Here is a 25,935-nt window from a genome sequence, read left to right on the forward strand (position 1 = left end):
CTTCAATAGAAATAACATGAGCCATTGATATGAGAAGAAAACATCATATGACTATATCTCCAAATAATGTATGTATAGTCAAAAACATTATTGTACGGATAGAATCCTAATTTTATCGATGCTATTTATTAATCAAAAATTATCTTTAAAAAATTTTTTGTTTAAAATACTTTCTGCTGTTTGAGTTATCCTCAAACGTTTAATATTTTTACGCAGCAATAATCTTCCATTCCCCACTCAATTGATTACGAAACCAAGTCATTTGCCTTTTTGCATATCTTCTAGTTTGTGTTTTCGCTGTTTCAATAGCATTTTCAAAACTTAAATATCCATCTAAATAAGCTATAAGTTCAGGTAAACCAATAGCTTTCATCGCTGGCAATAAAGGAGAAAGCATAAGCTTTCTTACAGCAAGCACCTCTTCTAACACTCCCTGTTTAACCATATTATCAAATCTCTTATTGATTCTCTGATAAAGCTCCTGACGCGGTGGAATGAGAAGAATTTTTTCTAAGCAATCCTTTTCAATCAAAGATGTAGTTTTTTTCTTTTGCCACCAACTGAGCGTTTGGCCAGTCACATCGTAAACTTCTAAAGCGCGTATAATGCGTTGGCTATCTTGCTGAACAATACGCTCGGAGAGTGCAGCATCAACCTGTAATAACTGACGATAAAGGCTCTCAGCTCCTTCTTCTTGAAGTCGGCGTCTCCATTTCTGCCGAAAGACATCTGGAATATGAGGAATTTCTGAAAATCCTTCCAGAAGCGCACGAAAATAGAGTCCTGTTCCACCAACAAAAATAATTGATTGAGCTGTAATTAAAAAACTTAAAAGTTTTTCGACATCACGTAACCATTGTCCTACAGAATAATTAAGAGCAGGACTCACAGAACCATAAAGATAATGTGGAACAATCATAGTATCAGATTTTGTCGGTCGTGCCGTCAAAATGTTTAAGATATCATAAACTTGCATTGAATCGGTATTAACAATGACAGCATTTTTTTCCTGAGCCATTTTTAATGCAAGTTTTGATTTACCGCTTGCAGTTGGGCCAGCTATCAATGTAACTGTTCTTTGCGTCATGAAAAGGAATGCCTTTATTTTTTTCCTGCAAATATCACTCTCATAATAATGAGATCAATAACAAATAAGGAAATTAAAATATCAATCCATTTGGATTGTTACAAATCGCAATTCTCCATCTGGACGCGCAACAACAAATAAAGCATTTTTACGCCCAGCTTCACGTAATTTATGAAAACGCCTTTTGGCATCCTCAATTGTTGTCATTGCATTCTGATTAATATCAACAATCACCTCACCAACACGGATACGCTTCTTATCAGCTACACTATTTTTTGCAACAAATGTTACAATTAATCCATTAACCTTATCCGAAATCGAATAACGTTGACGTAAATCAGCTGTCAGTTCTGATAACACCATTCCCATAAATTGCATTGTCATCTTTTCTGAAAAACTATCGCTTTTTTCATTATTAGAGTTTTCCATTATATCTTCATCTGAATCCGTTTCAACCAAACGCCCAACCTTAACTTTGATTTTTTTCTCTTGCTTATCACGCAAGACCGTAACATTAACTACTTGCCCTTCTGAAACTTCTGCTACTAAACGCGGCAAATCATGAGCATTTTTAATTTTGGTATTTCCAAAACTAATAATAACATCACCAACATGCAACTGACTATTATCAACTTCTGCATTTTCTATTTTACTTGCAACTAATGCTCCAACAGCTTTATCTAATTTTAAATTTTTGGCAATATCATCTGTAACTGGTTGAATTCGAATAGCTAGCCAACCACGCTTTACTTCTCCAAAATCACGCAACTGATTGATAACAGAAAGAGCCATATCAGATGGTATAGCAAAGCCAATACCAATCGATCCACCGGAAGGAGAAACAATCGCTGTATTAATTCCAATCACCTCGCCATTTCTATCAAACAGCGGACCTCCAGAATTACCTCGATTAATTGCTGCATCTGTTTGAATAAAATTATCATAAGGTCCAGCATTAAGATCACGATTACGCGCAGAAATAATTCCAACCGTTACACTGCCACCAAAACCAAAGGGATTACCTATAGCCATAACCCAATCACCAATACGTGCTTTTTCTGAATTACCAAAACGTACAGCTGTCAATTTTTTCTTCTCTGGAGCAACTTGAAGCAAAGCTAAATCTGTTTTGCTATCTTTTCCAAGCAACTTTGCCTTTAGCTTTGTGCCATCAGTAAAATTAACTTCAATATCATCAGCGTCAACGATAACATGATAATTTGTAACTATAAGCCCTTTTTGTGCATCAATCACAAAACCTGATCCTAAAGAACGAATTTTTTGAAATTGACCATCCTTCTTATCATCTTCAGATGCAAAAAAATCATCAAAATATTCTTGTAATAATGAATCTTGTGGGATAACCGGTGAAGAAGTAACCTCATCTTGCTCAGTCCCATCAACCGTTTGTGCTGTAGAAATATTCACTACAGTATCTAAAAGCGTCGCAACTAAATCAGGCACTGATAACGGTGCATCTTTCTCCAAAATAACATTGGACCACCCTATTGCCCCGGATAAAAAAATAGAGACAGTGGTCATTATAGCAAGACGCTTAAGAAACATATTTTTACCTATAATATACACTTAGCTAATACCGCTAAAACATCATTAAATCCATTTATATGAAACTAGCATACCCTCTACAATATCATATTACTTTCATCTCAAAGAAAGAAATATTAAATCAAGTTTTTCAAAAAACAACATAATCTTATGATAGCTTTCTATTTATCAATCACCATCTTATTATCCAAAACCTCTACAGGTACAAATGTTTTATTTGCTTTTGACGGATTACGGAAATAAAAAAAGAAATCCTCTTTTGGTGAAATCACCATCGACGTGTTCTCTAAGTTCTTGTATTGTTCCATTGCTAACCAAAAATCGTAAAATGGCGGATTAGCTTTTCGTGCATTCAATAAAAGACGAATACTTTCAGCCTGACCTTCACCGCGAGTGATTTCAGCATCACGCTTTGCTGCTGCTACGATTTCCTCATATTTACGATTAGCTTCCGCAATAATGCGATCGCGTTCTTGCTGACCACGAGCACGAATATCTTCTGCTGCCGCCTCACGTTCAGCCGCCATTTGCCGATACACATCCTCTGAAACAGCATCTGTTAAATCAGTTTTGCGAATACGCACATCAACAATAGTAATACCTAAAGAGCCCGCATCTACGGAAAATTGGCGTTGTACTTCAGCCATCATTGCTCCACGTTCATCGGATAAAGCAGCTCTAAATTCTCGTTTACCATAAACAGCACGCAAAGCATCAATAAAACGTGGTGCAAGGTTTTCACGTGCAGCAATTTGTGGACGACCAGATGCAATACGCTGCAAAAATAGTTTAGGATTAGTAATACGATAAATAAAAAATGCATCTACTTCATAATATGCACCACCACGAACCTGCACAGATTGAGTAGGTAAATCATAGCGCAACAATCGATTATCAATAATAATTGTATGATCAAAAAAAGGAACTTTAAAATAAATACCAGGTTTAGGCTCCACATTAACAATTTGTCCAAAGCGTTTAATTGCTACTTGTTGACGAGGATAAACAATAAAAACAGACATCCATAAGGTCACAAAAATAAATATTATAGTCCCCAAAATAAAAAAGAAACGAGATTGCTGCATAATTAGTATCCCTTAGAAACATCAGAATCCAACTGCACTACGGGACGTTCTGATTTTGTTGTTATTGTTTTATTTGATGAACTGAGCAGCAATTCATTCAAAGGTAAATAAGACATTGCTGGGGAAGCTGTCTGATCCAAAACCATTTTTCTTGGAGAAGAAAGAATACGGCCCATCGTTTCCATATAAAGACGATAGCGAACAGCCTCTGGCGCAATTGCAGCTTCACGCGCTATAGCTCGAAAACGTTCAGAACGTCCTGTTGCTTCTTCAATCATCTGCGCTTTTTCACCTTTTGCGATTTCCCGTGTGCGTGAAGCCTCACCATTAGCTAAACCCATCTTAGTAAAATGCACACGATTACCCTCTTCAATCATTCGCCCACGTTCCTGCTCTGCTTGTTGAACAGAATTAAATGCAGCAGCAACTTTAGTAGGAGGAGCAGCTTCACTGATTGACACACGATTTATTTCAACACCGAGTTGATATTTATCTGCAGTCAATTGGATAATTTTTTTGACATCATCAGCCACTTCTTCTTTCTTATCACGTAACACATCATCAACTGGTCGTGAACCAATCACTTCACGCATCGCACTTTCAGCAACTTGGCGAACCGTACCTTCTTGATCATTCACATTAAACAAAAACTGACTGGGATTTGAAATTCGATAATATACAGAAAAATTGACATTAACAATATTCTGATCACTCGAAAGCATCAAACCTTCACTTTGTTGCAACTGACCAGACTGACCACCAATAGCAATGGTTTTTTCTGTTAAAGGCACTTTCATATAGGTTTCAATCGGCCAAAAATGGAAATGTAAACCATCACTGATAATGCCTTCTTTAGGAATACCAAAACGCAATTCCACCGCTTGTTCATTTTGCTGAACAATGTAAATAGATTGGAAACACCATAAAAACATAGCAAGTAAAAATAATATAATGAAAACACTACTACCACCAAACCGCTTGAGCTGATTCTGCCCCTTACGCAAAATATCATCAATATTAGGACCGCTATTACCACCAGAACCGAAAGACTTTTTAAGCGGTAATTTTTTATCCCCATCGATTTTATTTCTATCACCACTCCACGGGCCACTGCCATTTTGATTTGTCCAGGGCATTATCACCTCATTTAAATTAATACCATTAATCAAATTCAATAATTTATAAATTTGTTCTTTAATCTCAGTTTAAAACGCTTATTATCTTCTTACAATATGAATAATAAATATTTCAAATGATCATTTCCGTTCATAAATTACAAAACATGTAGGATAATTATCTTTATCACTTTCTGGAATACATTGTGTTTCAACAATAGTCCACTTTTCTTTATCAAAAACAGGAAAAAAACTATCACCTTCAATATAAGCTAAGATCTCAGTAAGAAACATTTTATCAGCTATCTGCAAACCTTCTTGAAAAATTTCACCACCGCCAATAATAAAAATTGCATCTGCACCACTCTGACAAGCTACCTCTTCTGCAATATAACATGCTTGAGATAAAGAATGAGCAATAATAGCACCTTCATACATCAATGCACGATTACGAGTAATAACAATATTCGTGCGATCTGGTAAGGGACGTCCAAGAGAATCCCAAGTTTTTCGCCCCATAATAATGGGCTTATTTAAAGTTAAAGTTTTAAAACGTTGCAAATCTGTTGATAAACGCCAAGGCATTGTACCTGAACGACCTATAACATTGTTTTGCGAAATAGCTGCAATCAAACAAATTGGAAGAGTCATATTGCCACCGGCGCTTTGATATGTGGCAAAGCTTCATAATTAAGTAATTCAAAGTCCTCAAATGTAAAAGAAAAAAGATCTTTCACTGCTGGATTTATAAACATCGATGGCAGAGCACTAGGTGTACGAGATAATTGCTGTTCCGCTTGTTCAAAATGATTCAAATAAAGATGGGCATCACCAAGAGTATGAATAAATTCTCCTACTTGTAAATTAGTTATTTGAGCAATCATCATTGTCAACAATGCATAAGAAGCAATATTAAATGGAACACCCAAAAAAATATCGGCCGAACGCTGATAAAGTTGACAAGATAATTTATCAGCAGCAACATAAAATTGAAACAGACAATGACAAGGGGGTAAAGCCATTTCCTCTATCGAGCCAGGATTCCATGCTGATACAATTAAGCGACGTGAATCAGGATTTTTTTTAATCATAGCCAAAAGATTATTTATTTGATCAATATGGCGCCCATCTGGTGTAGGCCAAGAACGCCACTGATAACCATAAATAGGACCAAGATCACCTTTTTTGTCAGCCCATTCATCCCAAATGGATACACCACGTTCTTTTAACCATGCAATATTTGTGTCACCTTTAAGAAACCACAAAAGCTCGTAAATAATTGAACGTAAATGTAATTTTTTCGTTGTCAACAGTGGAAATCCATCCTGTAAATTAAATCGCATCTGATATCCAAAGACCGACCGCGTTCCAACGCCCGTCCGATCCAAACGATCAATGCCATTGTTCAAAACATGGAATAAGAGATCAAGATATGCTTTCATATTAATGTTTATGACCGATTCTACACACTGTATAAAATAGAAATTTTAAAATTTATAAAAATACAATACAATAAGTATCAAAATAACCTTAATTATAGGAAATTACCATTATACGATTGAATTTTGATGATTCAAATTGTAAGAAGCAAACTGTAAGCAACTTAATTGAAGAGGGATGTCTCCATGGAGAATGAAGAAATTTTAGCACTATATGGTGCGAAATATGATGCGAGAAGACGTATTTTGTCTATCATATCTAGCGCCTCAGGTAATTTAGTAGAATGGTATGACTTTTATGTTTATTCATTTACTTCAATTTACTTTGCATCGCAATTTTTTCCTTCAGATGGCAACGTTATACTCCAACTCTTTAAAGCTGCTATAGTTTTTTCTATTGGTTTTCTTATGCGTCCAATTGGCGGATGGCTTTTTGGATTCATTGCTGATCGTTATGGACGCAAATGCTCAATGCTTATTTCTGTTTTTATGATGTGTGGTGGTTCCTTCTTAATTGCCATACTTCCTACCTATGAAACTATTGGAGCCTCAGCAGCAATTCTTTTGCTTCTACTCCGGATGCTTCAAGGGCTTTCTGTTGGTGGTGAATATGGAACAACAGCAACTTATATGAGTGAAATTGCCCTTAAAAATCACCGAGGTTTTTTTAGTTCTTTCCAATATACTACACTGATTGGTGGTCAACTTCTCGCCAGTCTTGTTATATTTATTTTAGCGTTCTATCTTACAGATGATCAACTAAAAGCATGGGGTTGGCGTATTCCATTTGCTATTGGTGGATTAGGAGCTATTGTTGCGATTTATCTCCGTCGTTCACTTCATGAAACAACAACGAAAGAAAGCCGTTCTAAAGAACAAGCTGGTAGTATTAAAGAACTTTGGCGTAATCACCGAAAAGCCTTTTTTCTAGTAATTGGTTTTACAGGTGGAGGATCATTAACATTTTACACCTATACAACTTATATGCAAAAATATCTCATTACCACTACTGGATTTGATAAGCATACAGCAACAACTATAATGACTGCTGCACTTTTTGTTTTTATGTTACTTCAACCAGCATTTGGTGCTTTAGCTGATAAAATTGGAACAAAAACCTCACTTCTTATTTGGAGTTCCCTATCTGTGATTTTCACAATTCCTGGACTTCAAATGATTGGTAATACTGATAATTTATGGATTGCTTTATCAATCCTTATTGGCATGTTATGTATTATTAGTTTTTATACATCCATCTCTGGTATTGTAAAAGCAGAAATGTTCCCATCATCAATACGAGCAATGGGTGTTGGTTTATCTTATGCCATTGCTAATGCATTATTTGGTGGATCGGCTGAATCCGTAGCACTTTTATTAAAAGATATTGGATATGAATTCGTCTTTTATCTTTATATAACTGGCATGATGATTATTGCATTCATTGCAGTTCTTTTAATGCCTGATGCTCGAAAAAGTGGATATCTTCAAGGTGACGATATTCACTAAATATTTTCATACTAAACAAAAAGGTCCAAATTTTTTTGGACTTTTTTGTAGTTATGGTATAAAAATTTATTATTTAAATTTTATCAAGTGCGTTAACTTGCTTGGTCATTAGTAGTAAAAAGTCACACGATTTTTTGATGGTCTCTCGATATTATTTCAGCGACTTTTGAAATGGCTTTTTTTGCTTTTTCCTTATCAACATCCAATACATCTTGAGCCCATTTTTCAACATGCTCCAATTCTTTTTGATCCAACGTCGAAACCAATGATGCATCCTAATGATCATTACCAAAGTTAAACGACGTCTAAGTCGTTAGAATTTGCATCATATAATTTAATATCTGCTAGATCATTCATCATTTCGCAATCCTTCTAACAATCGGTGACTATATAACATCACATCACATTTCTTTTAAATAATTAGAGGATTTAAAAATATTAACAACACCCCCTTTTCTAAAAACTATTCTTCGTTTATATTTAAAGGGCTGTCTTTTCAGCTATGGTAATAAATGGACAATGAAATAAACCAATTGGACCCGGGGGCGGTACCCGGCGCCTCCACCAAAGTATAATTAACAGAGGTTATATTTTTATGGGGGCGAAATAGGATCGACAAGGGTGTAAAGATTGCTCTTTTACTCGGCATTGTACCACCGTTATCGGACTAAATCAGTAGTTGCAAATGACAACTATGCGGAGGCACGTCTCATCGCTGCTTAAGCGATGCGAAGGCTTCAAATTAAGTTCTTAAACCGTCGCAGGTTTAAGCGGGGTTCGGAGGCACCTGGCAACAGAAGCCTTCACTCTTAAGTCTATTTATATTTGATCTATCAAACATTTATTTAAAATAAATTCCTGTTTTTCTTAACTAATTAAGTGCATAATAAATAAAATATTGCTAGCTTAAAAAAACATGTTATTGCACTGTATTATTTATATTTAATCATTGCATAAATTAAAAGGAATAAATTTCGATGGTTCAAGATCAGATCCGTTATGACATTCTTGTTCAAGATGCGCTTCGCGGAGTTATCCGAAAAGTTTTATTAGAAGTAGCCAAAGCAGGTCTTCCAGGTAATCATCATTTTTTTATTACTTTCTTAACAAATGCACCAGGAATAAAAATTTCCCCTCGACTTCAAGAACGCTATCCTGATCAAATGACCATTGTATTGCAGCATCAATTTAGAGATCTAATTGTATCAGAAACTGCTTTTGAAGTAACGCTCTCCTTTGGCGAAATTACTGAAAGATTGGTTATCCCTTTTAATTCTATCCAGGTATTTTATGATCCTATAGCAGCTTTTGAAGCAGCTTTTGACCTTCCTTCTAACTTCACTTCTGGAGAGAGTGAAAACCTAGAAAATGCCTCATGTACCCCTGTTATTCCTTCGAATAAACAAAAAAAGGAAAATGTATCCACAAAACCATCAAATCTTAAAAAGGATAAAGAGCCATCAAATAGTGATTCGAAGCAAAGTGCTGATATCGTTTCCTTGGACTCTTTCCGCAAAAAATAAATGAAGTGCCCTATGGTTGAACCAATTAATCTTCGTAAATTTCGAAAACAGAAAAAACGTAAAGAAAGAGCTATTCATGCAGAAGAAAATTGTCATCGTTTTGGACGAACAAAACTTGAAAAACTTTTTGATAAAAAAGAAACTCTAAAAGCTAAAAAATTTCTTGATCAAAATCTTATCTCTAGTGATGAATGAAAACAAATAAGAATGATACTATTCATTAGTCAAAAGTAATTTTCTCCAAGAGGTTTTTTTTCATTTCATTACAAAATATGATTTTTTTTATAATTATTCAGTGTAAATTCATATTGAGAAAAGCCTTACCCGTTTTTACGTTGCAATTTTTCTATGCATCGATTATAATCGGAGAATAAATAAGCCTCAGCTTTATCACATGTATATGTTTATGATAGCTTTTTACCTCATAACACTATCTTTCATCTTTTTTTGTGATCCCTATGCTTTTTTAACTCGGCGTGTTGCGTTTTTTTTAAGAAATAATTTTTATCTAGCGTTCAAATCAAAAAAATACTAGACAAAGTTATAATGAGTGACTTTTCCGATCATATAACATCTTTAAAAAATGATGTCTCTTCTTATAAGCCTGAAAGTAATTCTAGCTTAGTTATTCGTACTTTAACAGAAAGAAGAAAAACGCAACACGAACCTGAATATTTAGAAAAGCTTAATCCAGAACAGAAACAAGCTGTCATAAACACAGAAGGCCCTATTTTAGTTCTTGCAGGTGCTGGGACTGGAAAAACTCGTGTTCTTACTACTCGTATTTCTCATATTTTACATCTGGGTCTTGCTCATCCTAAGCAAATATTGGCCGTTACTTTTACTAATAAATCTGCACAAGAAATGAAAATGCGTATTGGTGAACTTATCGGTAAAACTGTTGAAGGTATGCCTTGGCTTGGAACATTTCATTCTACTGGTGTAAAGATTTTACGCCGCTATGCAGAACTTGTTGACTTAAAAAGCAACTTTACAATTCTTGATCGTGATGACGTTATTCGTCTTTTAAAACAGCTCATTCAAGCCGAAGGATTAGATGATAAACGTTGGCCAGCACGCAACTTAGCAATAATGATTGATTCTTGGAAAAATCAAGGGCTTTCGCCAAACTATATATCAGACGGGGATTCTTATTCTTTTGGAAATGGCATGGGGAGAAAACTTTATCGCAATTATCAAGATCGACTAAAAAGTCTTAATGCTTGTGATTTTGGTGATCTTTTGCTACATCCTATTTCCATCTTTCAACATAACCGAGATATTCTTCGCGAATATCATGAAAAATTCCGCTATATTCTTGTAGATGAATATCAAGATACAAATACAGCACAATATCTCTGGCTCCGTCTTCTAGCTCAACGCCGCGAAAAAAAACAAGTTAACCTTTGTTGTGTAGGAGATGATGATCAATCTATTTATGGATGGCGTGGTGCAAAAGTTGATAATATACTGCGTTTTGAAAAAGACTTTCCTCCTGCAAGAATTATCCGTCTAGAACGCAATTACCGATCTACATCACATATTTTAAAAACTGCTGCTCATCTTATTTCTCATAATCATGATAGGCTTGGAAAAACACTTTTTTCTGATCAAACAAATAGTGACGATGCAAAAGTGAAAATTCATACTGCATGGGATTCAGAAGAAGAAGCTCGCGCCATCAGCAAAGAAATTGAACAAGCACAACAGGATGGACACTCGTTAAATCATATAGCCATATTAGTGCGAGCATCATTTCAAATGCGTGAATTTGAAGACCGCTTTGTTACGCTTGGTCTTAACTATCGTGTTATTGGTGGTCCACGCTTTTATGAACGAATGGAAATACGTGATGCTTTGGCTTACTTACGTGTTGTTGTTCAACCATCTGATGATCTAGCTTTTGAACGTATTATCAATACCCCCAAACGCGGTTTAGGAGATGCAACACTTCGTTACCTTTATGATAGTGCCCGTGCACGCTCTATTCCACTCTTTGTTGCCGCCACCGAATTAATTGAAACGGATGAGCTAAAACCAAAAATACGCAATGCTTTGCGAGATGTTGTGGAAAACTTCCGCCACTGGCAAAGTATGCTACAACACACACCACATGCAGAACTTGCTGAAACAATTCTTGATGATTCAGGTTATACAACAATGTGGCAAGAAGATCGTTCACCAGAAGCGCCAACACGATTAGAAAATCTTAAAGAAATGATCCGTTCTATGGAAAAATTTGAGAATCTTCCTAGTTTTTTAGAACATGTTTCACTGGTTATGGATTCTGAAAGCAATGAAAATATGGATGCAATTAATATCATGACGCTTCATTCCGCTAAGGGGCTTGAATTTGAAACAGTTTTTCTCCCTGGTTGGGAAGAAGGTCTCTTTCCTCATCAGCGCTCATTAGATGAAGGTGGCCGTTCAGCATTAGAAGAAGAACGACGGCTTGCTTACGTAGGACTAACAAGAGCAAAAAAATACTTGCACATATGGTGTGTATCCAATCGAAGGATTCATGGACTTTGGCAATCTACACTTCCCTCCCGTTTCCTCAATGAATTACCGGAAGAACATATAGAAGTAACAGAGATTGAAACATCTTATGGTGGTTATAGTCAAATCCGCTTCAAAGGTCAAAACCCTTTTTATAACAATTATTCAACATCAGAATGGAAACGTTCTCAGAAAAATAAAACGGAGGTAACGCGTAATAATTGGGAAAAACAACCATCTGCTCAGGCTGAGCAAATTGGTTATGGTGACATTAATTCAAATATTGGAGTGACCAGAAACCACCAACGAAAAAATATTAAAGGAAAGATCATTGCGAAATCAGCTTCTGATAAACCATCAGCTTTCTCTATAAATGATCGGATTTTTCATATAAAATTTGGTTATGGTCAAATTTCAGTAATAGATGGCAACAAATTAACTATCTTGTTCGATAAAGCCGGAGAGAAGCGTGTTCTTGATAATTTTGTAACAAAAGCTTAGTATAACTAACTAAAAGTTATCTTTCCAAATAAAAATTTAATTTCCAATTATTCAATCGTATTTAATTATAAACTATTAATTTATAAAGATAGTTTACCACTTTTCATGCTGATCAGAACAATAAGATATTATATACCCTTTGCGTATATCCGTTGCTTAAGTGAAAAACTAAATAAAATAGAAAATCTCTGTTTTTTCTTAAATAATTTTGTATGATAATCCTTGCTTGAACAGAGAAAATGCTTATTTTAGGAAGAAATTTGCGATAAAATTGCGTACTGATTTTTGGCATAAAAATATAATAAAATTAATATTCATCAAATTTCATATTTTTTCACAAGCTTTTCTTTGCCTTTTTACGGCGAATAACGCCGCAAACCACTACATCACTATAAAACTGTTTCATTTCCAACAGTTTTAACACCGTCATGAATTCTTGTCACATTTTAAGCTGAATTTTACAGATTGTGGTATAGTCATGAATTTTCTTTTTATTAATTTGATCACTCTTGGAAATTTCGCGGTTACCTAAAACATTGATATTATTATAAATTTCAGTATTGCAGTTAACTATGGTATTCTTGGAAATATTGGCATTGCCATGAACTTTAGCATTGTCATAAATCTCAGCATTGCCATAAACTTTGGCATCACCGTAAACTTTAGCATTGTCATAAACTTTGCTATCACCGTAAATCTCAGCTCTGCCAGAAATAGTAGCATTACCGCAAATCTCAGCTCTACCAGCAATAATAGCATTACCACAAACCTCAGCATTTTCACAAATATTGGCGAAACTAAAAACCTTAACATTGCCATAAACTTCAGCATTATCGAAAATCGAAGCATTGCCATAAATTTTGACATTATTTAGAATCTGAGCATTACCAAAAACTCTAGCATTGCCACAAACAGTAGCATTACCAAAAACTCTAGCATTGCCATAAATTCCAGCATTGCCATAAATTTCAGCATTGCCATAAATTTCAGCATTGCCATAAATTTCAGCATTGCTATAAACTTTGGCAATGTTACTAATTTTAACATCACCAAAAATTCTTACATTGCCAGAAACCCGAGCATTACCACAAACCTGAGCATTACCATAAACCAAAGCATTATTCCCAACCACAGCATTACCATAAATCCTAGCATCATCTCTAATCTGAGCATTATCATAAACCCGAGCATTGTCATAAACTTCAGCATCATCTCCAATCTGAGCATTGTTAGAAACACGAGCTTGGTTGTAAATGCAAGCATTATCATTAACCCAACAATCGCCTTCATGAGACAAATTCGTTTCATCTGCAATAAAACCACCAAGGCTACCTGCCTTTACATATCCAAAGTCTCTAAGAGCCATAACACGATAAAGCTTATTAGAACCAACCGTTATTGTCTCGTCTGTAAGTTTATATTTCAAAATATTACTAACCTAAAAATTATTTTTACCTGATAGATTTTCTACACCTAACACTAACATTACCTAAATTATATGATTGCTTGAACATAAAAGCTCTCCTCTGTACAGCATCACTCTTAAAAAAAACAGCACTGCTACACGCTTATAAAAAGCATAAAGTATTTATAATACTATGTTGTCATTTTCAACAACTTTAACATCGTTATAAACTTATGTAGGATTTAGCTTTCCCTCCACGAGCTTTTCCTCTTTGAATAACTTGCTCATTAATTGTAATGTTATCTAAAATCTCGGGATTATAAACTTCAGCAGTGCCTTGAACTACAGCATTACCGCAAACCTGCGCTTCCCCATGAACCTTAGCAGAGTTATAGACTCTGGCATCACCATAAATCTCAGCATTACCATAAATCTCAGCTTTATCGAAAACTATAGCATTGTCGTGAACCTGCGCTTGTCCATAAACTTTGGCATCACCATAAATTTCAGCATTACCGCAAACCTGCGCTTCCCCGTGAACCTTAGCAGAGTTATAGACTCTGGCATCACCAAAAACCTCAACATTACCAAAAATCTCAGCTTTATCGAAAACTATAGCATTGTTGTAAACCTGCGCTTCCCCATGAACCTTAGCAAAGTTACAGACTCTGGCATCACCAGAAATCTCAGCATTACCAAAAATCTTAGCATTACCAAAAACTTTGGCAATATTACTAATTTTAGCATTACCAAAAATTCTCGCATTGCTAGAAACCCGAGCATTACCACAAACCCGAGCATTACCACAAACCCGAGCATTATTCCCAACCGCAGCATTACCATAAATCCTAGCATCATCTCTAATCTGAGCATTGTTAGAAACACGAGCTTGGTTGTAAATGCAAGCATTATCATTAACCCAACAATCGCCTTCATGAGACAAATTCGTTTCATCTGCAATAAAACCACCAAGGCTACCTGCCTTTACATATCCAAAGTCTCTAAGAGCCATAACACGATAAAGCTTATTAGAACCAACCGTTATTGTCTCGTCTGTAAGTTTATATTTCAAAATATTACTAACCTAAAAATTATTTTTACCTGATAGATTTTCTACACCTAACACTAACATTACCTAAATTATATGATTGCTTGAACATAAAAGCTCTCCTCTGTACAGCATCACTCTTAAAAAAAACAGCACTGCTACACGCTTATAAAAAGCATAAAGTATTTATAATACTATGTTGTCATTTTCAACAACTTTAACATCGTTATAAACTTATGTAGGATTTAGCTTTCCCTCCACGAGCTTTTCCTCTTTGAATAACTTGCTCATTAATTGTAATGTTATCTAAAATCTCGGGATTATAAACTTCAGCAGTGCCTTGAACTACAGCATTACCGCAAACCTGCGCTTCCCCATGAACCTTAGCAGAGTTATAGACTCTGGCATCACCATAAATCTCAGCATTACCATAAATCTCAGCTTTATCGAAAACTATAGCATTGTCGTGAACCTGCGCTTGTCCATAAACTTTGGCATCACCATAAATTTCAGCATTACCGCAAACCTGCGCTTCCCCGTGAACCTTAGCAGAGTTATAGACTCTGGCATCACCAAAAACCTCAACATTACCAAAAATCTCAGCTTTATCGAAAACTATAGCATTGTTGTAAACCTGCGCTTCCCCATGAACTTTGGCATCACCATAAATCTCAGCATTACCGCAAACCTGCGCTTCCCCGTGAACCTCAGCAAAATTATAGACTCTGGCATCACCATAAATCTCAGCATTACCATAAATCTTAGCATTATCAAAAACTTTGGCAGCGTCACAAATTTCAGCCTCACCAGAAACCTCGGCATTACCAGAAACCATAGCATTACCATAAACTTCAGCTTCACCAAAAACTCTGGCAACGTCACAAATTTCAGCCTCACCAGAAACATCAGCATGGCCGAAAACCTGTGCTTTTTCATAAACTTTGGCAGAGCCATAAATTTTAGCATCATTGTAAATCTCAGTTTTATCGAAAACCTTAGCATAACCATAAACGCGGGCATAATTACGAACCTTAGCATTGCCATAAACACTGGCACCGCCATAAACCATGGCTCTATCGGAAATCTCAGCTTCACCAAAAACTTTGGCAGAGCTATAAATTTTAGCATTACCGTTAACCTGCGCTTCCCCGTAAACCTTAGCAAAGTTATAGACTCTGGTATTACCATAAATCTCAGCTTTATCGAAAACCTTAGCATAACCACAAACGCAGGCACAATCATAAACCTTAGCATTGCCAAAAACATTGGCAGCACCAAAAATCTCGGTATCATCAAAAACCTTAGATTTACCAAAAATTCTGGCATTCTCATAAATCTCAGCATTACCAAAAACTTTGGAATCGTCACGAATTTCAGCTGCATCATAAACCTCGGCATTACCAGAAACCTCAGCATGGCCAGAAACTCTAGCATCACCATGAATCACAGCATGACCAGAAACTGTAGCATCATCACAAATCTCAGCGTCATCATAAATCTCAGCTTCACCAAAAACTTTTGCATTACAATGAACTTCCACATCATGAAAAATCTGAGCATTACCAGAAACACGAGCTGTTTGGTAAACTCGAGCATGATCATAAACCCAACAATTCCCTTCATGGGATAAATTGCTTTCACCTGCAATAAAACCGCCAAGATCACCTACTTTTACATTTCCAAAATCCCTAAGGGCTATAATACGATAAAGTTTCTCAGAACCAATCGATATTTCTTCGTCTGTAAGTTCATATTTCTTGAGAGAATCATTACCAAAAACCCCATTTTTATCGCGGATCTGAGCGTGATCAGTAGCAACCTGTAAATTACCCTCATCAGATAAATCATCTATGTTTTTAATAACATCACTCAAATCATCTGAGCGGATACGTTTGGAATTCTTAACAGCTTTAGTGCGGTCAGATCCTCTATCATCAACTACTATGTTTTTATCTATAGATTTATATTTCCTGGACATAGCAAAATTCTCTATTTAGTCTCTAAAAAATTTTATATGCTCTCATACATAAGCACACATATTTAACTACAAAGTGAATTTTTGTCAAAAATATCAAAATGATCAAATTAAAGTATCGAAATACCGGTACCCAATCCTTTATTCGGATTCGCATGTCAAAACATGATTGCAAAATTAAGTTATAAACATTATAATTTCCTCATTCTTATTAAGAGAGTCAGCCTATGAAAAATATAATGAGCATACTGGGGTTAACGATTATATTTCTTATTAGTGTTTTTACCTATGATACATTCAGGAATAAGCCTTTAGGTGAGAATTTCACACTCACCGCTTCCAATGGTAAAATTGTAACTGAAGCTGACATCCGAAACAAACCTTTAGCAATCTTTTTTGGCTACACTATGTGCCCTGATAGCTGCCCTACTACACTTATGGATCTTAATCGCTGGCTTACAGCAATTGGTCCAAATGCTGACAAATTAAATATATGGTTTGTTACTGTTGACCCTGAACGTGATACACCAGAGGTGCTTCGTGAGTATTTAAGCAATTTTACTGATAAAATCATTGGTATAAGTGGAGATCCTAACGCAGTTCATAAAATGGTTGCCTCTTTTAAAATTGTTGCTGAAAAAGTACCCGGAACAAATGACGACAACTATACCTATAATCACACAGCTGCAATTTTCTTGCTTAAAAAAGGTGGAAAATTAGCTGGCGTTATCCCCTATAATGTTGAAGAAAATGAAAATAAATTAAAAGATGATATCGCTATTACACGACTTAAAAAACTCATTTCAAACCACTAATTAAAAAATAGTATGTCGCAACAAGTTCGTCTGTACTGTAAAGCTTCTAAAAATGAGGCAGAGCAGTTTTATGCTCTTATGGAAACAGCCTTTGAGGAAGAAGGTTACCCTCTTGCTCTTACAGAAATAGATGAAAAAAATGTTATTTATGAGATTTCACTTTACGTTGATCAAGCAAATCAAGAAAGTGCCTTCCAACGATTTTCACGTGTTCTTACAATAGATTCAGATAAAATTAACATAGAAATTTTACCTAATATTGATTGGGTAAAACAAAGTCTTGAAGGACTGAAACCGGTATGTGTTGGTCCTTTTTTTCTTCACGGCAGTCATGAACGACAAAACATTCCACCTAATGTTTTGCCTATTGAAATTGAAGCTAATCAAGCTTTTGGTACAGGTCATCATGGAACGACATTTGGTTGTTTAGAAATGATTACCAAAGTAATGCAAAATGAAAACCCAAAAAATGCCCTTGATCTTGGCACTGGTAGCGGGGTATTAGCGATTGGTATGGCTATGCTCAAACCTATTGCTATAATTGCAGCTGATATAGACCCAATAGCTATTCAAGTGGCGCAACATAATATTAAATTCAATGGTGTTACAGAATACGTTACAGCTATTACAGTTACAGGTTTAAGTGATGATAAAATCACATTATGCGCCCCCTTTGATCTTATTGTTGCCAATATCCTTGCCAATCCTTTAATCGAAATTGCACAAGATGTAGCACAAGCATTGCGAAAAAATGGATCTATTATATTATCTGGAATTCTTGAAGAACAGCGCGATGATGTTTTAAAAGCTTATGTCAAAAAAGGCCTAAAACATATTGAGACATATCTTCAGCAAGGATGGGTTACTTTACATCTGAAATAAAAGAAAAGAACACCGTTATGTATCAATCTTTTGAAACAACAACAAATCCTGCTTATGCTGCAGAGCGTGTTGCAGCTCTTCGTAAAGAACTTGATCGTTTTGGACTAGATGGCTTTCTAGTACCACGTACAGATGAACATCAAGGAGAACATGTTCCTAAACATGCTGAACGTCTTGGCTGGCTAACTGGATTTACTGGATCAGCTGGTATAGCATTGATTTTAAAAGACAAAGCAATCATATTCACAGATGGGCGTTATAAATTTCAAGTTCGTCAACAAACAGATTCTAGTATATTTGATTATGAAGATTTAGCGACCTGCTCACTAGCACAATGGGTCGAGAAAAATAGACAAAAACTTTCAATTGGTTTTGATCCATGGCTTCATACCATTACTGCTATAGCCATATTGAGACAAGCATTAGAATTGAAAACGGGTGGCAAACTTATAGCAAGCCAACCTAATCTCATTGATCTCATTTGGAATGATCAACCAAAATTTCCACAAACTCCTTTATCAATTCATCCTCTCGAATACGCAGGATGTAACACCGGTAAAAAGTTGTCACAAATTCGCAAAAACATAAAGCAATCTGGTGCAAATGCCTTTATTCTAACGGATCCATCTTCTATTGCATGGACATTCAATATACGTGGGAATGACGTTGCTAATACACCCTTTTCCCTTTGTTTTGCTATTATTTTAGTCAAAGAAAAACCAACCTTATTTATTGATAGTAAAAAAATTGGTAGGGAGCAAAAACAATATCTGGAACGTTATGCAAAATTATATGAACCAAAAGAACTTATTCCAAATATCAAAGATCATGTTCAAAAAGGTACGGTTTTTGCTTTAGATCCATTGTTAACGTGTGAAAAATTACGCACCATTATTGAAGAAAAAGGCGGCTCTTTTATTACATTAACTGATCCTGTTATCTTACCACGAGCCATTAAAAATATTACAGAGCTCAATGGCTCACGCAAAGCACATTTACGTGATGGCGTAGCACTTACCCGTTTTTTTTCTTGGCTGGATAAACAAAGACCAGGTACAATTAATGAAATTTCTGCTGCAAAAAAACTAGAAAAATTTCGTATCATAACAGCACAGGAAATGGGAATGAAACTCGAAGATCTCTCCTTTGATACCATTTCAGCAGCAGGTAAAAATGCTGCAATTATTCATTATCGTGTAACCACTAAAACAAATAGACTGTTAAATGCTGGTGAGCTTTATCTTGTTGATTCAGGTGGACAATACCGAGATGGTACAACAGATGTCACCCGTACAGTAGCAATTGGAAATATTGGAGAAGAAGAAAAACGCTGTTTTACACTTGTCCTCAAAAGCATGATTGCTCTTTCAAGTGCAAAATTTCCTAAAGGTACACGTGGACAAGATATTGATGTTTTAGCACGCAGTGTATTATGGAAAGCTGGTTTTGATTACGCACATGGCACTGGTCATGGAGTTGGCTCTTATCTCTCTGTTCATGAAGGACCACAAAATCTTTCACGCTATGGAAGTCAAGAACTTATTCCCGGTATGATTATTTCGAATGAACCGGGATATTACCGTGAACAAGCTTTTGGTATTCGTATTGAAAATTTGATGATTGTCAAACCAGCTCAAAAAATTGCTAATGGTGATATAGACATGCTATCATTTGAAACACTTACAAATTGTCCTATTGATCGAAGATTAATCCTGATAGAGCTTTTAACAACACAAGAGAAACAGTGGCTTAACGACTATCATGCCCATGTGTACCAAATTAACGTACCCTACCTTAATAAAGAAGATAAAAAATGGCTCAAAAAAGTTACAATGCCTCTTTGATTTATAAACGCACACCCTTAAATTAAATATCTAAACAAAGAAGCTCCAAGAAAATTAATTTTTATTTTAAAGATCAGAGTGAAAATAAAAGTGAAATATTTTAATTTCTGGAAATTAGAAGTTAAGAACTTTCAACCAGTTTTGCTAGTTTTTTAGCAAAACTGATAAGAAGTCGTTAGATATAACAATAAAGCGTTTTTTATACTTTAAAACTGATAGCGTATACCCCCAGAAATACTTGTGCCAGAGAAACCTGCTTTAGTGAGTTTATGTTTATATAATAAATCGCCATGAAACACTATTTCAGAAAGTAATTGGGCATGAATGCCTAGCCCTGCCTCCACTGTAGAACCAAATGCCCCTAACTGAAAAGCATTTTTAAAATGTACTATCTGTTTATTTTCATAACTATGCGCAAAATGAAATTTGCTATAAAAAGAAACTATACGCTCCTCTTCAGACCCTGTCATAACTTTAATGAAACGACTACCAACACGTGCAATCCATTGGTTATGATTTCCTAAATCTATATCAAACCGATCAATATCACGAGCCTTATCAAACATGACAGACTGATAAATAACTTGTATCTGTGGCTCAATAACAAACCCATCATAATTCGTTACTATAGCTTGCCCTCCCATTAAAGAAGAACTCAGAAGATCACCCTTTAAAGTCGCTGTTTTCCCTCGAGCCAAAGTCGAAACAATACCTTTAAAGGAACTAAAAGAAATAAGCCCATTCATATAAAAGCCTGTATCACGCTGTAAGTGAGCATAAAACTTTCCTGACCATTTATCAAATACACTCTTTTGACTTTGTTCAACAGCATAAGGCTGAAGAGAGAGCCTACTATAAGTTCCTATAGCTCCTAAAGACAAAGCACTATGCTTACTCTCTAATGTCTTTACAACACCTGCCATCATAGCATTATAGTCAAGATCAGCATTATAACCATATTCAAAAACAGTCAAATTTGAAGCATAGCGATGATGACCGCCATAACCATGTATAAAAAAGTTTGCCTCTTCACTGCTACCAGTTTCATTGATCCCATTTCGCCTAGCTTCTAATAGCTCGTATTGATTATTCATATCTACAAAATCTGTATGGAATAAAGCATGAGGCAAAACCAAATAACTTGGAAGCTGTGGTACAACTGCCAGCACCCTTTTTTTAGGTAAATCTGGTTTCTCCGAACGTTGAGGTTCAAGAGGATCAATATATTCAACTTGAAGACGATAATCCCAAAAACCTTTATTAGATTTATTACCTCTATTTCCTTCTTCCCCATTAGTTCCAACCAATCTTTGTCTTGGATCCGCAGGACCTAAATCAGAACCTGGACCATAAGCATAAAGACGATATTGATAAGGTAAATTATCTAAGGTCATATAATTATTCGACAACTTAAAAGAATCTTGCTCAGCTGTTCCAGAAACCTGTATAATAGAAATACCTTTGTTATTTCCAACTCGATCCATTTCATCTCCGCCACTTCCTGAAACAGCTAAAACATGAACTGTAGTCGTACCAGATACATCTCCATCGATTAAAACTCGATCCGTCTTTTGATTAGCAATTTCACCCCCTTGATTTAGATAAGTATTAATATAAAGTTGTGCATTACCCTTTGCTGTATAAACAGTACCACTCCCTTTACCAATACGAAGCGTTTGATAAACATTCGATATCGGCTTTTTAAAAATAACACTACTATCTGAAAGAAGCATAGTAGAAATAGATGAATCTATAGCACTCAAACCATTTAAACGCTGCTGTTGCTGTGCCCTTCTTGTTAAAGTCCATGTCGAACCATTGTTCAAATGCAAATCCACTATAGCTCTATTGGTAATTAAAGCACCACCTTCTAGTTTAGAGTGGTCAGCCTCAATCTTTAAAACACCACTATTAGCTTGCAACAAAAGATCACCAGAAACAGTTGTATTCTCCGATAATTTAAGGCTGAGATCATGATTATTATCAGACTTATCACTATAAATAACCGTACTTTTGGGAACAGTAAAATTTGCTTTCTTCAAAGAAACAACTATACTTTTAGAAGGTTCGCTCTTCTTATCTTTATCTAGATGATGTAAATACATGCCATAAAATTGGTCACTATTTACTTGAATATTTGTACCATCAATATCAACCTCAATTGGTTTTAAAGCTTCTTCACTTGATTTTACAGTTTCTTTCGGCTCTTCAACATCAAACACCAGACCATGTGCATATTCTAGAGTAACATCTCCTTTCTCCATCGTTAAAACACTACCTGGACGTATATGAAAAGCAGTTTGAACAGTAGAAGAAAATACAGCATGCTGATGGTTAATATCGTCACTTCCTTTAACATTACTAATAGCAATATTGTCTAAAATAATCTCTCCTGTATCTATATAAACTGCATTACCTGACGTAAAAGTAATATCTCCCTTGCCTTCCTCTCTCCCCATCATAATAGAAGCATTGTCCTTATTTAAAAGACCTACCCCCTTATGACCGACTTTAATGCTGACCCCATCTAAACTAATATAAGCCCAATCACCACGAGAATAAACAGCAACCTCACTATCCTCAATTGATCCTGATCCCAGGTATATTAAACTATTGGATTCAGCATTAAGACCTACTGTTAAATCCTTCAAGGTTCCTTTACCTGAAATAACCGCACCCTCTTGTTCTACCCGCACACCATATATATGCTTAGGTATACGAGTACCTTCTCGTACTGGACCCGAAATCTTAATACGCTCCAAATCAAGGATAGTATTATTAAACACATATAGTGCAATTTCCCCTTCATTTGGTGTGATTTCTTTTATTTGTTTCTTCCTTTTTGTTTTATCTTTTTCTATCGACAAATAATATTGTCTTCCTTTTAGAAGGTGGTTTATAATAGGGCCTTCTGTGTTTAGGCTTAGACACTCTTTTACAGTAAAAGTACGACCGTCTAATTGTATGCTAGAACATTGTTCAGCTTTTTGACGATTAGCCTTAGCTAGAAGAAAAGAAGAGAGAAGAGAAGAGAAGAGAAGAGAAGAGAAGATTTGCAGCATATTTAATATTTAACATGTAACAACCCAATAAAGATCAAAATATTTAATATCACATAAACACATTATGAACTATATTACATCAATAAATACATTTCAAATTATTATTATAAATAAAGTATCTTTATTACATACCGTATCTCTGTATTAACCTTTACCAATTAAAAACACTTAATATCTCTTAACAGAAATATTCTTTAAGGTCGATCTTAAAGAAAGAGTCTCTCAATAACTTTATAGAGCTGAACTAAAAACATAGAATGCAGTAAATATTGACCAAAAAACAAAAAAACTAATTTAAATAAAAAATAACACTTAATAATCACGTATTTTATTATTGGAAAAAATGATATTATAGGAATCAGTGTTTAAAATGAAAATCTTAAATATAATGCCCATCAACTAACTTGAGCCAGCTTTTTTCATCTAGAACCTCAACACCTAATTGTTGTGCTTTAGCCAATTTCGATCCTGCTCCAAAACCTGCAACAAGAAAATCAACTTTTTTAGAAATAGAATTGGATGTCTTAGCACCTAACCGTTCCGCCAAGGCTTTCGCTTCATCCCTCGACATATATTCCAAAGTTCCCGTAAAAACAATAATTTTTCCTGCTACTAACGAACAATCTATTGCCATAGGAACCTCATGAAAAGGAGTGACTTCTTTAAGCAAGGCCAATAAAACGTCGCGGTTATGGACTTCTTGATAAAAATCAATAATCGCTTCACCAACACGAGAACCAATTCCCTCAATATTGGTTAATTCCATCCAAATTTTATTACCTTCACTGAATTTATCATTCGGCATAATGGCTGACATCGCCGCAGTCTCAAAAGCATCATAATTTTTGTAAGCACGGGCAAGACGTTGAGCATTAACCTCACCAACATGACGAATTCCTAATGCAAACAAAAAACGACCTAAAGAAATTTTGCGACGAGCATTAATGGCATTATAAAGTTTACGAACTGAAACAGCTCCAAAACCTTCCATATTCTCCAAACGTCTCAGAGAATTTTCCTGACGTCGTTGTAGAGTAAAAATATCTGCTGGCGAATGGATACAAAGCATTTCATCTTGAGTGTGAAAGAAAAATTCCACTTGTTTTCTACCAAATCCCTCAATATCAAAGGCATTACGCGAAACAAAATGGCAAATACGTTCAATTGCTTGCGCCGAACAAATAAGCCCACCCGTACACCGGCGAACTGCTTCACCCTTTTCACGAACAGCATAACTTCCACAAACAGGACAAAAGTGAGGAAAAACAAAAGCAGGAGTATCTTTTGGACGCTTTTCAACAAGAACATCAACAATCTGGGGGATCACATCACCAGCACGTTGTACAATCACAGTATCACCGACACGGATATCACGCCCCTCACGAATTGACTCATTCTTATGGCCAATTCCTTTAATATAGTCTTCATTATGCAAGCTTGCATTGGTAACTACAACACCACCTACAGTAATAGGTGTAAGACGAGCAACAGGTGTTAATGCTCCAGTTCGACCTACCTGAATATCAATACCCTCTAAAAGTGCTATAGCTTTTTCTGCCGGAAATTTATGTGCAATTGCCCAACGTGGCGAACGAGATACAAATCCCAAACGCGTTTGGAGCATCAAATCATTAACTTTATAAACGATCCCATCAATATCATAGTCTAATGATTGACGGCATTCTTCGATAGAATGATAATATGAAATAAGATCTTCTACTTTTTCAAAAACCTTTGTTAACGGATTAATAATAAAACCATATTCTTTAAGCTTTTCCATCATCTCCATCTGGCTTTCGGCAGGCATTTCACTCACTTCACCCCAAGCATAAGCAAAAAATTTAAGACATCTGCTTGCAGTTATTCGTGAATCAAGCTGACGTAAAGAACCAGCTGCTGCATTCCTAGGATTCGCAAAAACTAACTTCCCTTCTTTCTGTTGACTAACATTAAGTAGCTGGAAATCTTTCTGTCCCATATAAACTTCACCACGAACCTCAATAATATCAGGAAATTTACCTTGTAAAACCTGTGGAATATCAGCAATTGTTTGCGCATTCGTAGTAACATTTTCACCTATATATCCATTTCCACGCGTTACAGCACGTACAAGTTTTCCTGTCTCATAACGTAAAGATAAAGATAAACCGTCAATCTTCGGCTCAGCTGTCATTTCTATTATCTGTGTTTCTGGAAATCGTAAAAAACGACGAATACGTTCAACAAATTCACTAACATCTTTAACATTAAATGCATTATCTAAAGACAGCATTGGCTGTGTATGAACAGATTTTTCAAATTTCTCAGAAATCGGTGCGCCAATTTTAGATGTAGGAGAATTCGCACGAATTAATTCAGGAAATAGAACTTCAATTGCCATATTACGACGACGGAGAGCATCATATTCTGCATCAGAAATCTCAGGCTGATCATCACGGTGATAAAGCACATCATGACGTGCAATTTCTTTAGCCAACCATTCCAACTCACTTGCTGCTTCAAGAGCAGTTAAGTTTTTAATCACATCCTTGTCCATAAATTCTATTCCAAATCTTGAGTGATGACTATACACAAATCCCGCTG

General features: G+C 35.6%; 18 protein-coding genes, 1 other RNA gene and 1 pseudogene. 8 read left to right on the top strand and 12 right to left on the bottom strand.

Annotation, left to right across the window (positions count from 1 at the left end; genetic code table 11):
* Positions 1 to 208 precede the first annotated feature (208 nt).
* From miaA to BJB63x_RS04050, 6 genes are all read right to left on the bottom strand, one after another.
* The gene (gene miaA, locus BJB63x_RS04025; protein ID WP_078719104.1) at positions 209 to 1,087 is read right to left on the bottom strand and encodes a tRNA (adenosine(37)-N6)-dimethylallyltransferase MiaA; all 879 of its coding nucleotides are present in this window, start codon (positions 1,085 to 1,087) and stop codon (positions 209 to 211) included.
* 81 nt (positions 1,088 to 1,168) lie between these two features.
* On the bottom strand, positions 1,169 to 2,653 hold the full coding sequence (locus BJB63x_RS04030; protein ID WP_078719105.1) for a Do family serine endopeptidase: 1,485 nt from the start codon (positions 2,651 to 2,653) through the stop codon (positions 1,169 to 1,171).
* Between the two features lie 161 nt (positions 2,654 to 2,814).
* Positions 2,815 to 3,738: a protease modulator HflC gene (hflC, locus tag BJB63x_RS04035; RefSeq protein ID WP_078719106.1), complete on the bottom strand. Its 924-nt coding sequence runs from the start codon at positions 3,736 to 3,738 to the stop codon at positions 2,815 to 2,817.
* Between the two features lie 2 nt (positions 3,739 to 3,740).
* Positions 3,741 to 4,874: an FtsH protease activity modulator HflK gene (gene hflK / locus BJB63x_RS04040; RefSeq protein ID WP_078719107.1), complete on the bottom strand. Its 1,134-nt coding sequence runs from the start codon at positions 4,872 to 4,874 to the stop codon at positions 3,741 to 3,743.
* 120 nt (positions 4,875 to 4,994) lie between these two features.
* Positions 4,995 to 5,504 (bottom strand): dihydrofolate reductase, encoded by a 510-nt coding sequence (locus BJB63x_RS04045; protein ID WP_078719108.1) that lies wholly within the window; start codon positions 5,502 to 5,504, stop codon positions 4,995 to 4,997.
* Positions 5,501 to 6,295: a thymidylate synthase gene (locus BJB63x_RS04050; protein WP_078719109.1), complete on the bottom strand. Its 795-nt coding sequence runs from the start codon at positions 6,293 to 6,295 to the stop codon at positions 5,501 to 5,503. Before BJB63x_RS04050 ends, BJB63x_RS04045 begins: the two co-directional genes overlap by 4 nt.
* 183 nt (positions 6,296 to 6,478) lie before the next feature.
* On the opposite strand from BJB63x_RS04050, the gene BJB63x_RS04055 reads away from it, so the two are divergent.
* The gene (locus BJB63x_RS04055) at positions 6,479 to 7,798 is read left to right on the top strand and encodes an MFS family transporter (protein ID WP_078719110.1); all 1,320 of its coding nucleotides are present in this window, start codon (positions 6,479 to 6,481) and stop codon (positions 7,796 to 7,798) included.
* A 73-nt stretch (positions 7,799 to 7,871) separates the two neighbouring features.
* Here the strand turns inward: BJB63x_RS04055 and BJB63x_RS04060 are convergent.
* Positions 7,872 to 8,158, bottom strand: a pseudogene (locus tag BJB63x_RS04060) (DUF2853 family protein).
* Between the two features lie 88 nt (positions 8,159 to 8,246).
* Between BJB63x_RS04060 and ssrA the strand changes: the two are divergent.
* From ssrA to BJB63x_RS04080, 4 genes are all read left to right on the top strand, one after another.
* Positions 8,247 to 8,606: a transfer-messenger RNA gene (gene ssrA, locus BJB63x_RS04065) on the top strand.
* Positions 8,607 to 8,775: 169 nt separating this feature from the next.
* Entirely contained in the window at positions 8,776 to 9,321 is a 546-nt protein-coding gene (locus BJB63x_RS04070) for an SspB family protein (protein WP_078719111.1), read from the top strand.
* A gap of 12 nt (positions 9,322 to 9,333) precedes the next feature.
* On the top strand, positions 9,334 to 9,516 hold the full coding sequence (locus tag BJB63x_RS04075; RefSeq protein WP_078719112.1) for a DUF4169 family protein: 183 nt from the start codon (positions 9,334 to 9,336) through the stop codon (positions 9,514 to 9,516).
* Positions 9,517 to 9,867: 351 nt separating this feature from the next.
* Entirely contained in the window at positions 9,868 to 12,321 is a 2,454-nt protein-coding gene (locus BJB63x_RS04080) for an ATP-dependent helicase (protein WP_078719113.1), read from the top strand.
* Positions 12,322 to 12,760: 439 nt separating this feature from the next.
* Here BJB63x_RS04080 and BJB63x_RS04085 read toward each other — a convergent pair whose 3' ends face one another.
* The 3 genes from BJB63x_RS04085 to BJB63x_RS06560 form a co-directional block, all read right to left on the bottom strand.
* Positions 12,761 to 13,747: a hypothetical protein gene (locus BJB63x_RS04085; protein ID WP_194284777.1), complete on the bottom strand. Its 987-nt coding sequence runs from the start codon at positions 13,745 to 13,747 to the stop codon at positions 12,761 to 12,763.
* Between the two features lie 202 nt (positions 13,748 to 13,949).
* The gene (locus BJB63x_RS04090; protein ID WP_236823845.1) at positions 13,950 to 14,798 is read right to left on the bottom strand and encodes a hypothetical protein; all 849 of its coding nucleotides are present in this window, start codon (positions 14,796 to 14,798) and stop codon (positions 13,950 to 13,952) included.
* Positions 14,799 to 15,000: 202 nt separating this feature from the next.
* The gene (locus BJB63x_RS06560; protein WP_194284778.1) at positions 15,001 to 16,752 is read right to left on the bottom strand and encodes a hypothetical protein; all 1,752 of its coding nucleotides are present in this window, start codon (positions 16,750 to 16,752) and stop codon (positions 15,001 to 15,003) included.
* Between the two features lie 224 nt (positions 16,753 to 16,976).
* Between BJB63x_RS06560 and BJB63x_RS04100 the strand changes: the two genes are divergently transcribed.
* Genes BJB63x_RS04100 through BJB63x_RS04110 form a run of 3 tightly spaced genes read left to right on the top strand, consistent with a single transcriptional unit; the run spans position 16,977 to position 20,290 of the window.
* The gene (locus BJB63x_RS04100) at positions 16,977 to 17,564 is read left to right on the top strand and encodes an SCO family protein (protein ID WP_078719114.1); all 588 of its coding nucleotides are present in this window, start codon (positions 16,977 to 16,979) and stop codon (positions 17,562 to 17,564) included.
* 12 nt (positions 17,565 to 17,576) lie between these two features.
* Complete coding sequence (locus BJB63x_RS04105) at positions 17,577 to 18,446, top strand: 50S ribosomal protein L11 methyltransferase (protein ID WP_078719115.1); 870 nt, start codon at positions 17,577 to 17,579, stop codon at positions 18,444 to 18,446.
* Between the two features lie 17 nt (positions 18,447 to 18,463).
* A complete protein-coding gene (locus BJB63x_RS04110) occupies positions 18,464 to 20,290 on the top strand; it encodes an aminopeptidase P family protein (RefSeq protein WP_078719543.1) in 1,827 nt (608 codons plus the stop codon).
* 206 nt (positions 20,291 to 20,496) lie between these two features.
* Here the strand turns inward: BJB63x_RS04110 and BJB63x_RS04115 are convergent, their stop codons facing one another.
* Positions 20,497 to 23,352 carry an autotransporter outer membrane beta-barrel domain-containing protein gene (locus tag BJB63x_RS04115; protein ID WP_078719649.1) on the bottom strand — a complete coding sequence of 952 codons (2,856 nt, stop codon included), beginning with the start codon at positions 23,350 to 23,352 and terminating at the stop codon, positions 20,497 to 20,499.
* Between the two features lie 379 nt (positions 23,353 to 23,731).
* A complete protein-coding gene (gene ligA / locus BJB63x_RS04120; RefSeq protein WP_078719117.1) occupies positions 23,732 to 25,888 on the bottom strand; it encodes an NAD-dependent DNA ligase LigA in 2,157 nt (718 codons plus the stop codon).
* Positions 25,889 to 25,935 lie beyond the last annotated feature (47 nt).

Source organism: Bartonella sp. JB63 (assembly GCF_002022665.1).
Taxonomy (GTDB): Bacteria; Pseudomonadota; Alphaproteobacteria; order Rhizobiales; family Rhizobiaceae; genus Bartonella.

Coding starts and splice junctions, on each gene's coding strand:
- miaA (WP_078719104.1), bottom strand. CDS start 1,087: ATGACGCAAAGAACAGTTACATTGATAGCTGGCCCAACTGCAAGCGGT.
- BJB63x_RS04030 (WP_078719105.1), bottom strand. CDS start 2,653: ATGTTTCTTAAGCGTCTTGCTATAATGACCACTGTCTCTATTTTTTTA.
- hflC (WP_078719106.1), bottom strand. CDS start 3,738: ATGCAGCAATCTCGTTTCTTTTTTATTTTGGGGACTATAATATTTATT.
- hflK (WP_078719107.1), bottom strand. CDS start 4,874: ATGCCCTGGACAAATCAAAATGGCAGTGGCCCGTGGAGTGGTGATAGA.
- BJB63x_RS04045 (WP_078719108.1), bottom strand. CDS start 5,504: ATGACTCTTCCAATTTGTTTGATTGCAGCTATTTCGCAAAACAATGTT.
- BJB63x_RS04050 (WP_078719109.1), bottom strand. CDS start 6,295: ATGAAAGCATATCTTGATCTCTTATTCCATGTTTTGAACAATGGCATT.
- BJB63x_RS04055 (WP_078719110.1), top strand. CDS start 6,479: ATGGAGAATGAAGAAATTTTAGCACTATATGGTGCGAAATATGATGCG.
- BJB63x_RS04070 (WP_078719111.1), top strand. CDS start 8,776: ATGGTTCAAGATCAGATCCGTTATGACATTCTTGTTCAAGATGCGCTT.
- BJB63x_RS04075 (WP_078719112.1), top strand. CDS start 9,334: ATGGTTGAACCAATTAATCTTCGTAAATTTCGAAAACAGAAAAAACGT.
- BJB63x_RS04080 (WP_078719113.1), top strand. CDS start 9,868: ATGAGTGACTTTTCCGATCATATAACATCTTTAAAAAATGATGTCTCT.
- BJB63x_RS06560 (WP_194284778.1), bottom strand. CDS start 16,752: ATGTCCAGGAAATATAAATCTATAGATAAAAACATAGTAGTTGATGAT.
- BJB63x_RS04100 (WP_078719114.1), top strand. CDS start 16,977: ATGAAAAATATAATGAGCATACTGGGGTTAACGATTATATTTCTTATT.
- BJB63x_RS04105 (WP_078719115.1), top strand. CDS start 17,577: ATGTCGCAACAAGTTCGTCTGTACTGTAAAGCTTCTAAAAATGAGGCA.
- BJB63x_RS04110 (WP_078719543.1), top strand. CDS start 18,464: ATGTATCAATCTTTTGAAACAACAACAAATCCTGCTTATGCTGCAGAG.
- BJB63x_RS04115 (WP_078719649.1), bottom strand. CDS start 23,352: ATGCTGCAAATCTTCTCTTCTCTTCTCTTCTCTTCTCTTCTCTCTTCT.
- ligA (WP_078719117.1), bottom strand. CDS start 25,888: ATGGACAAGGATGTGATTAAAAACTTAACTGCTCTTGAAGCAGCAAGT.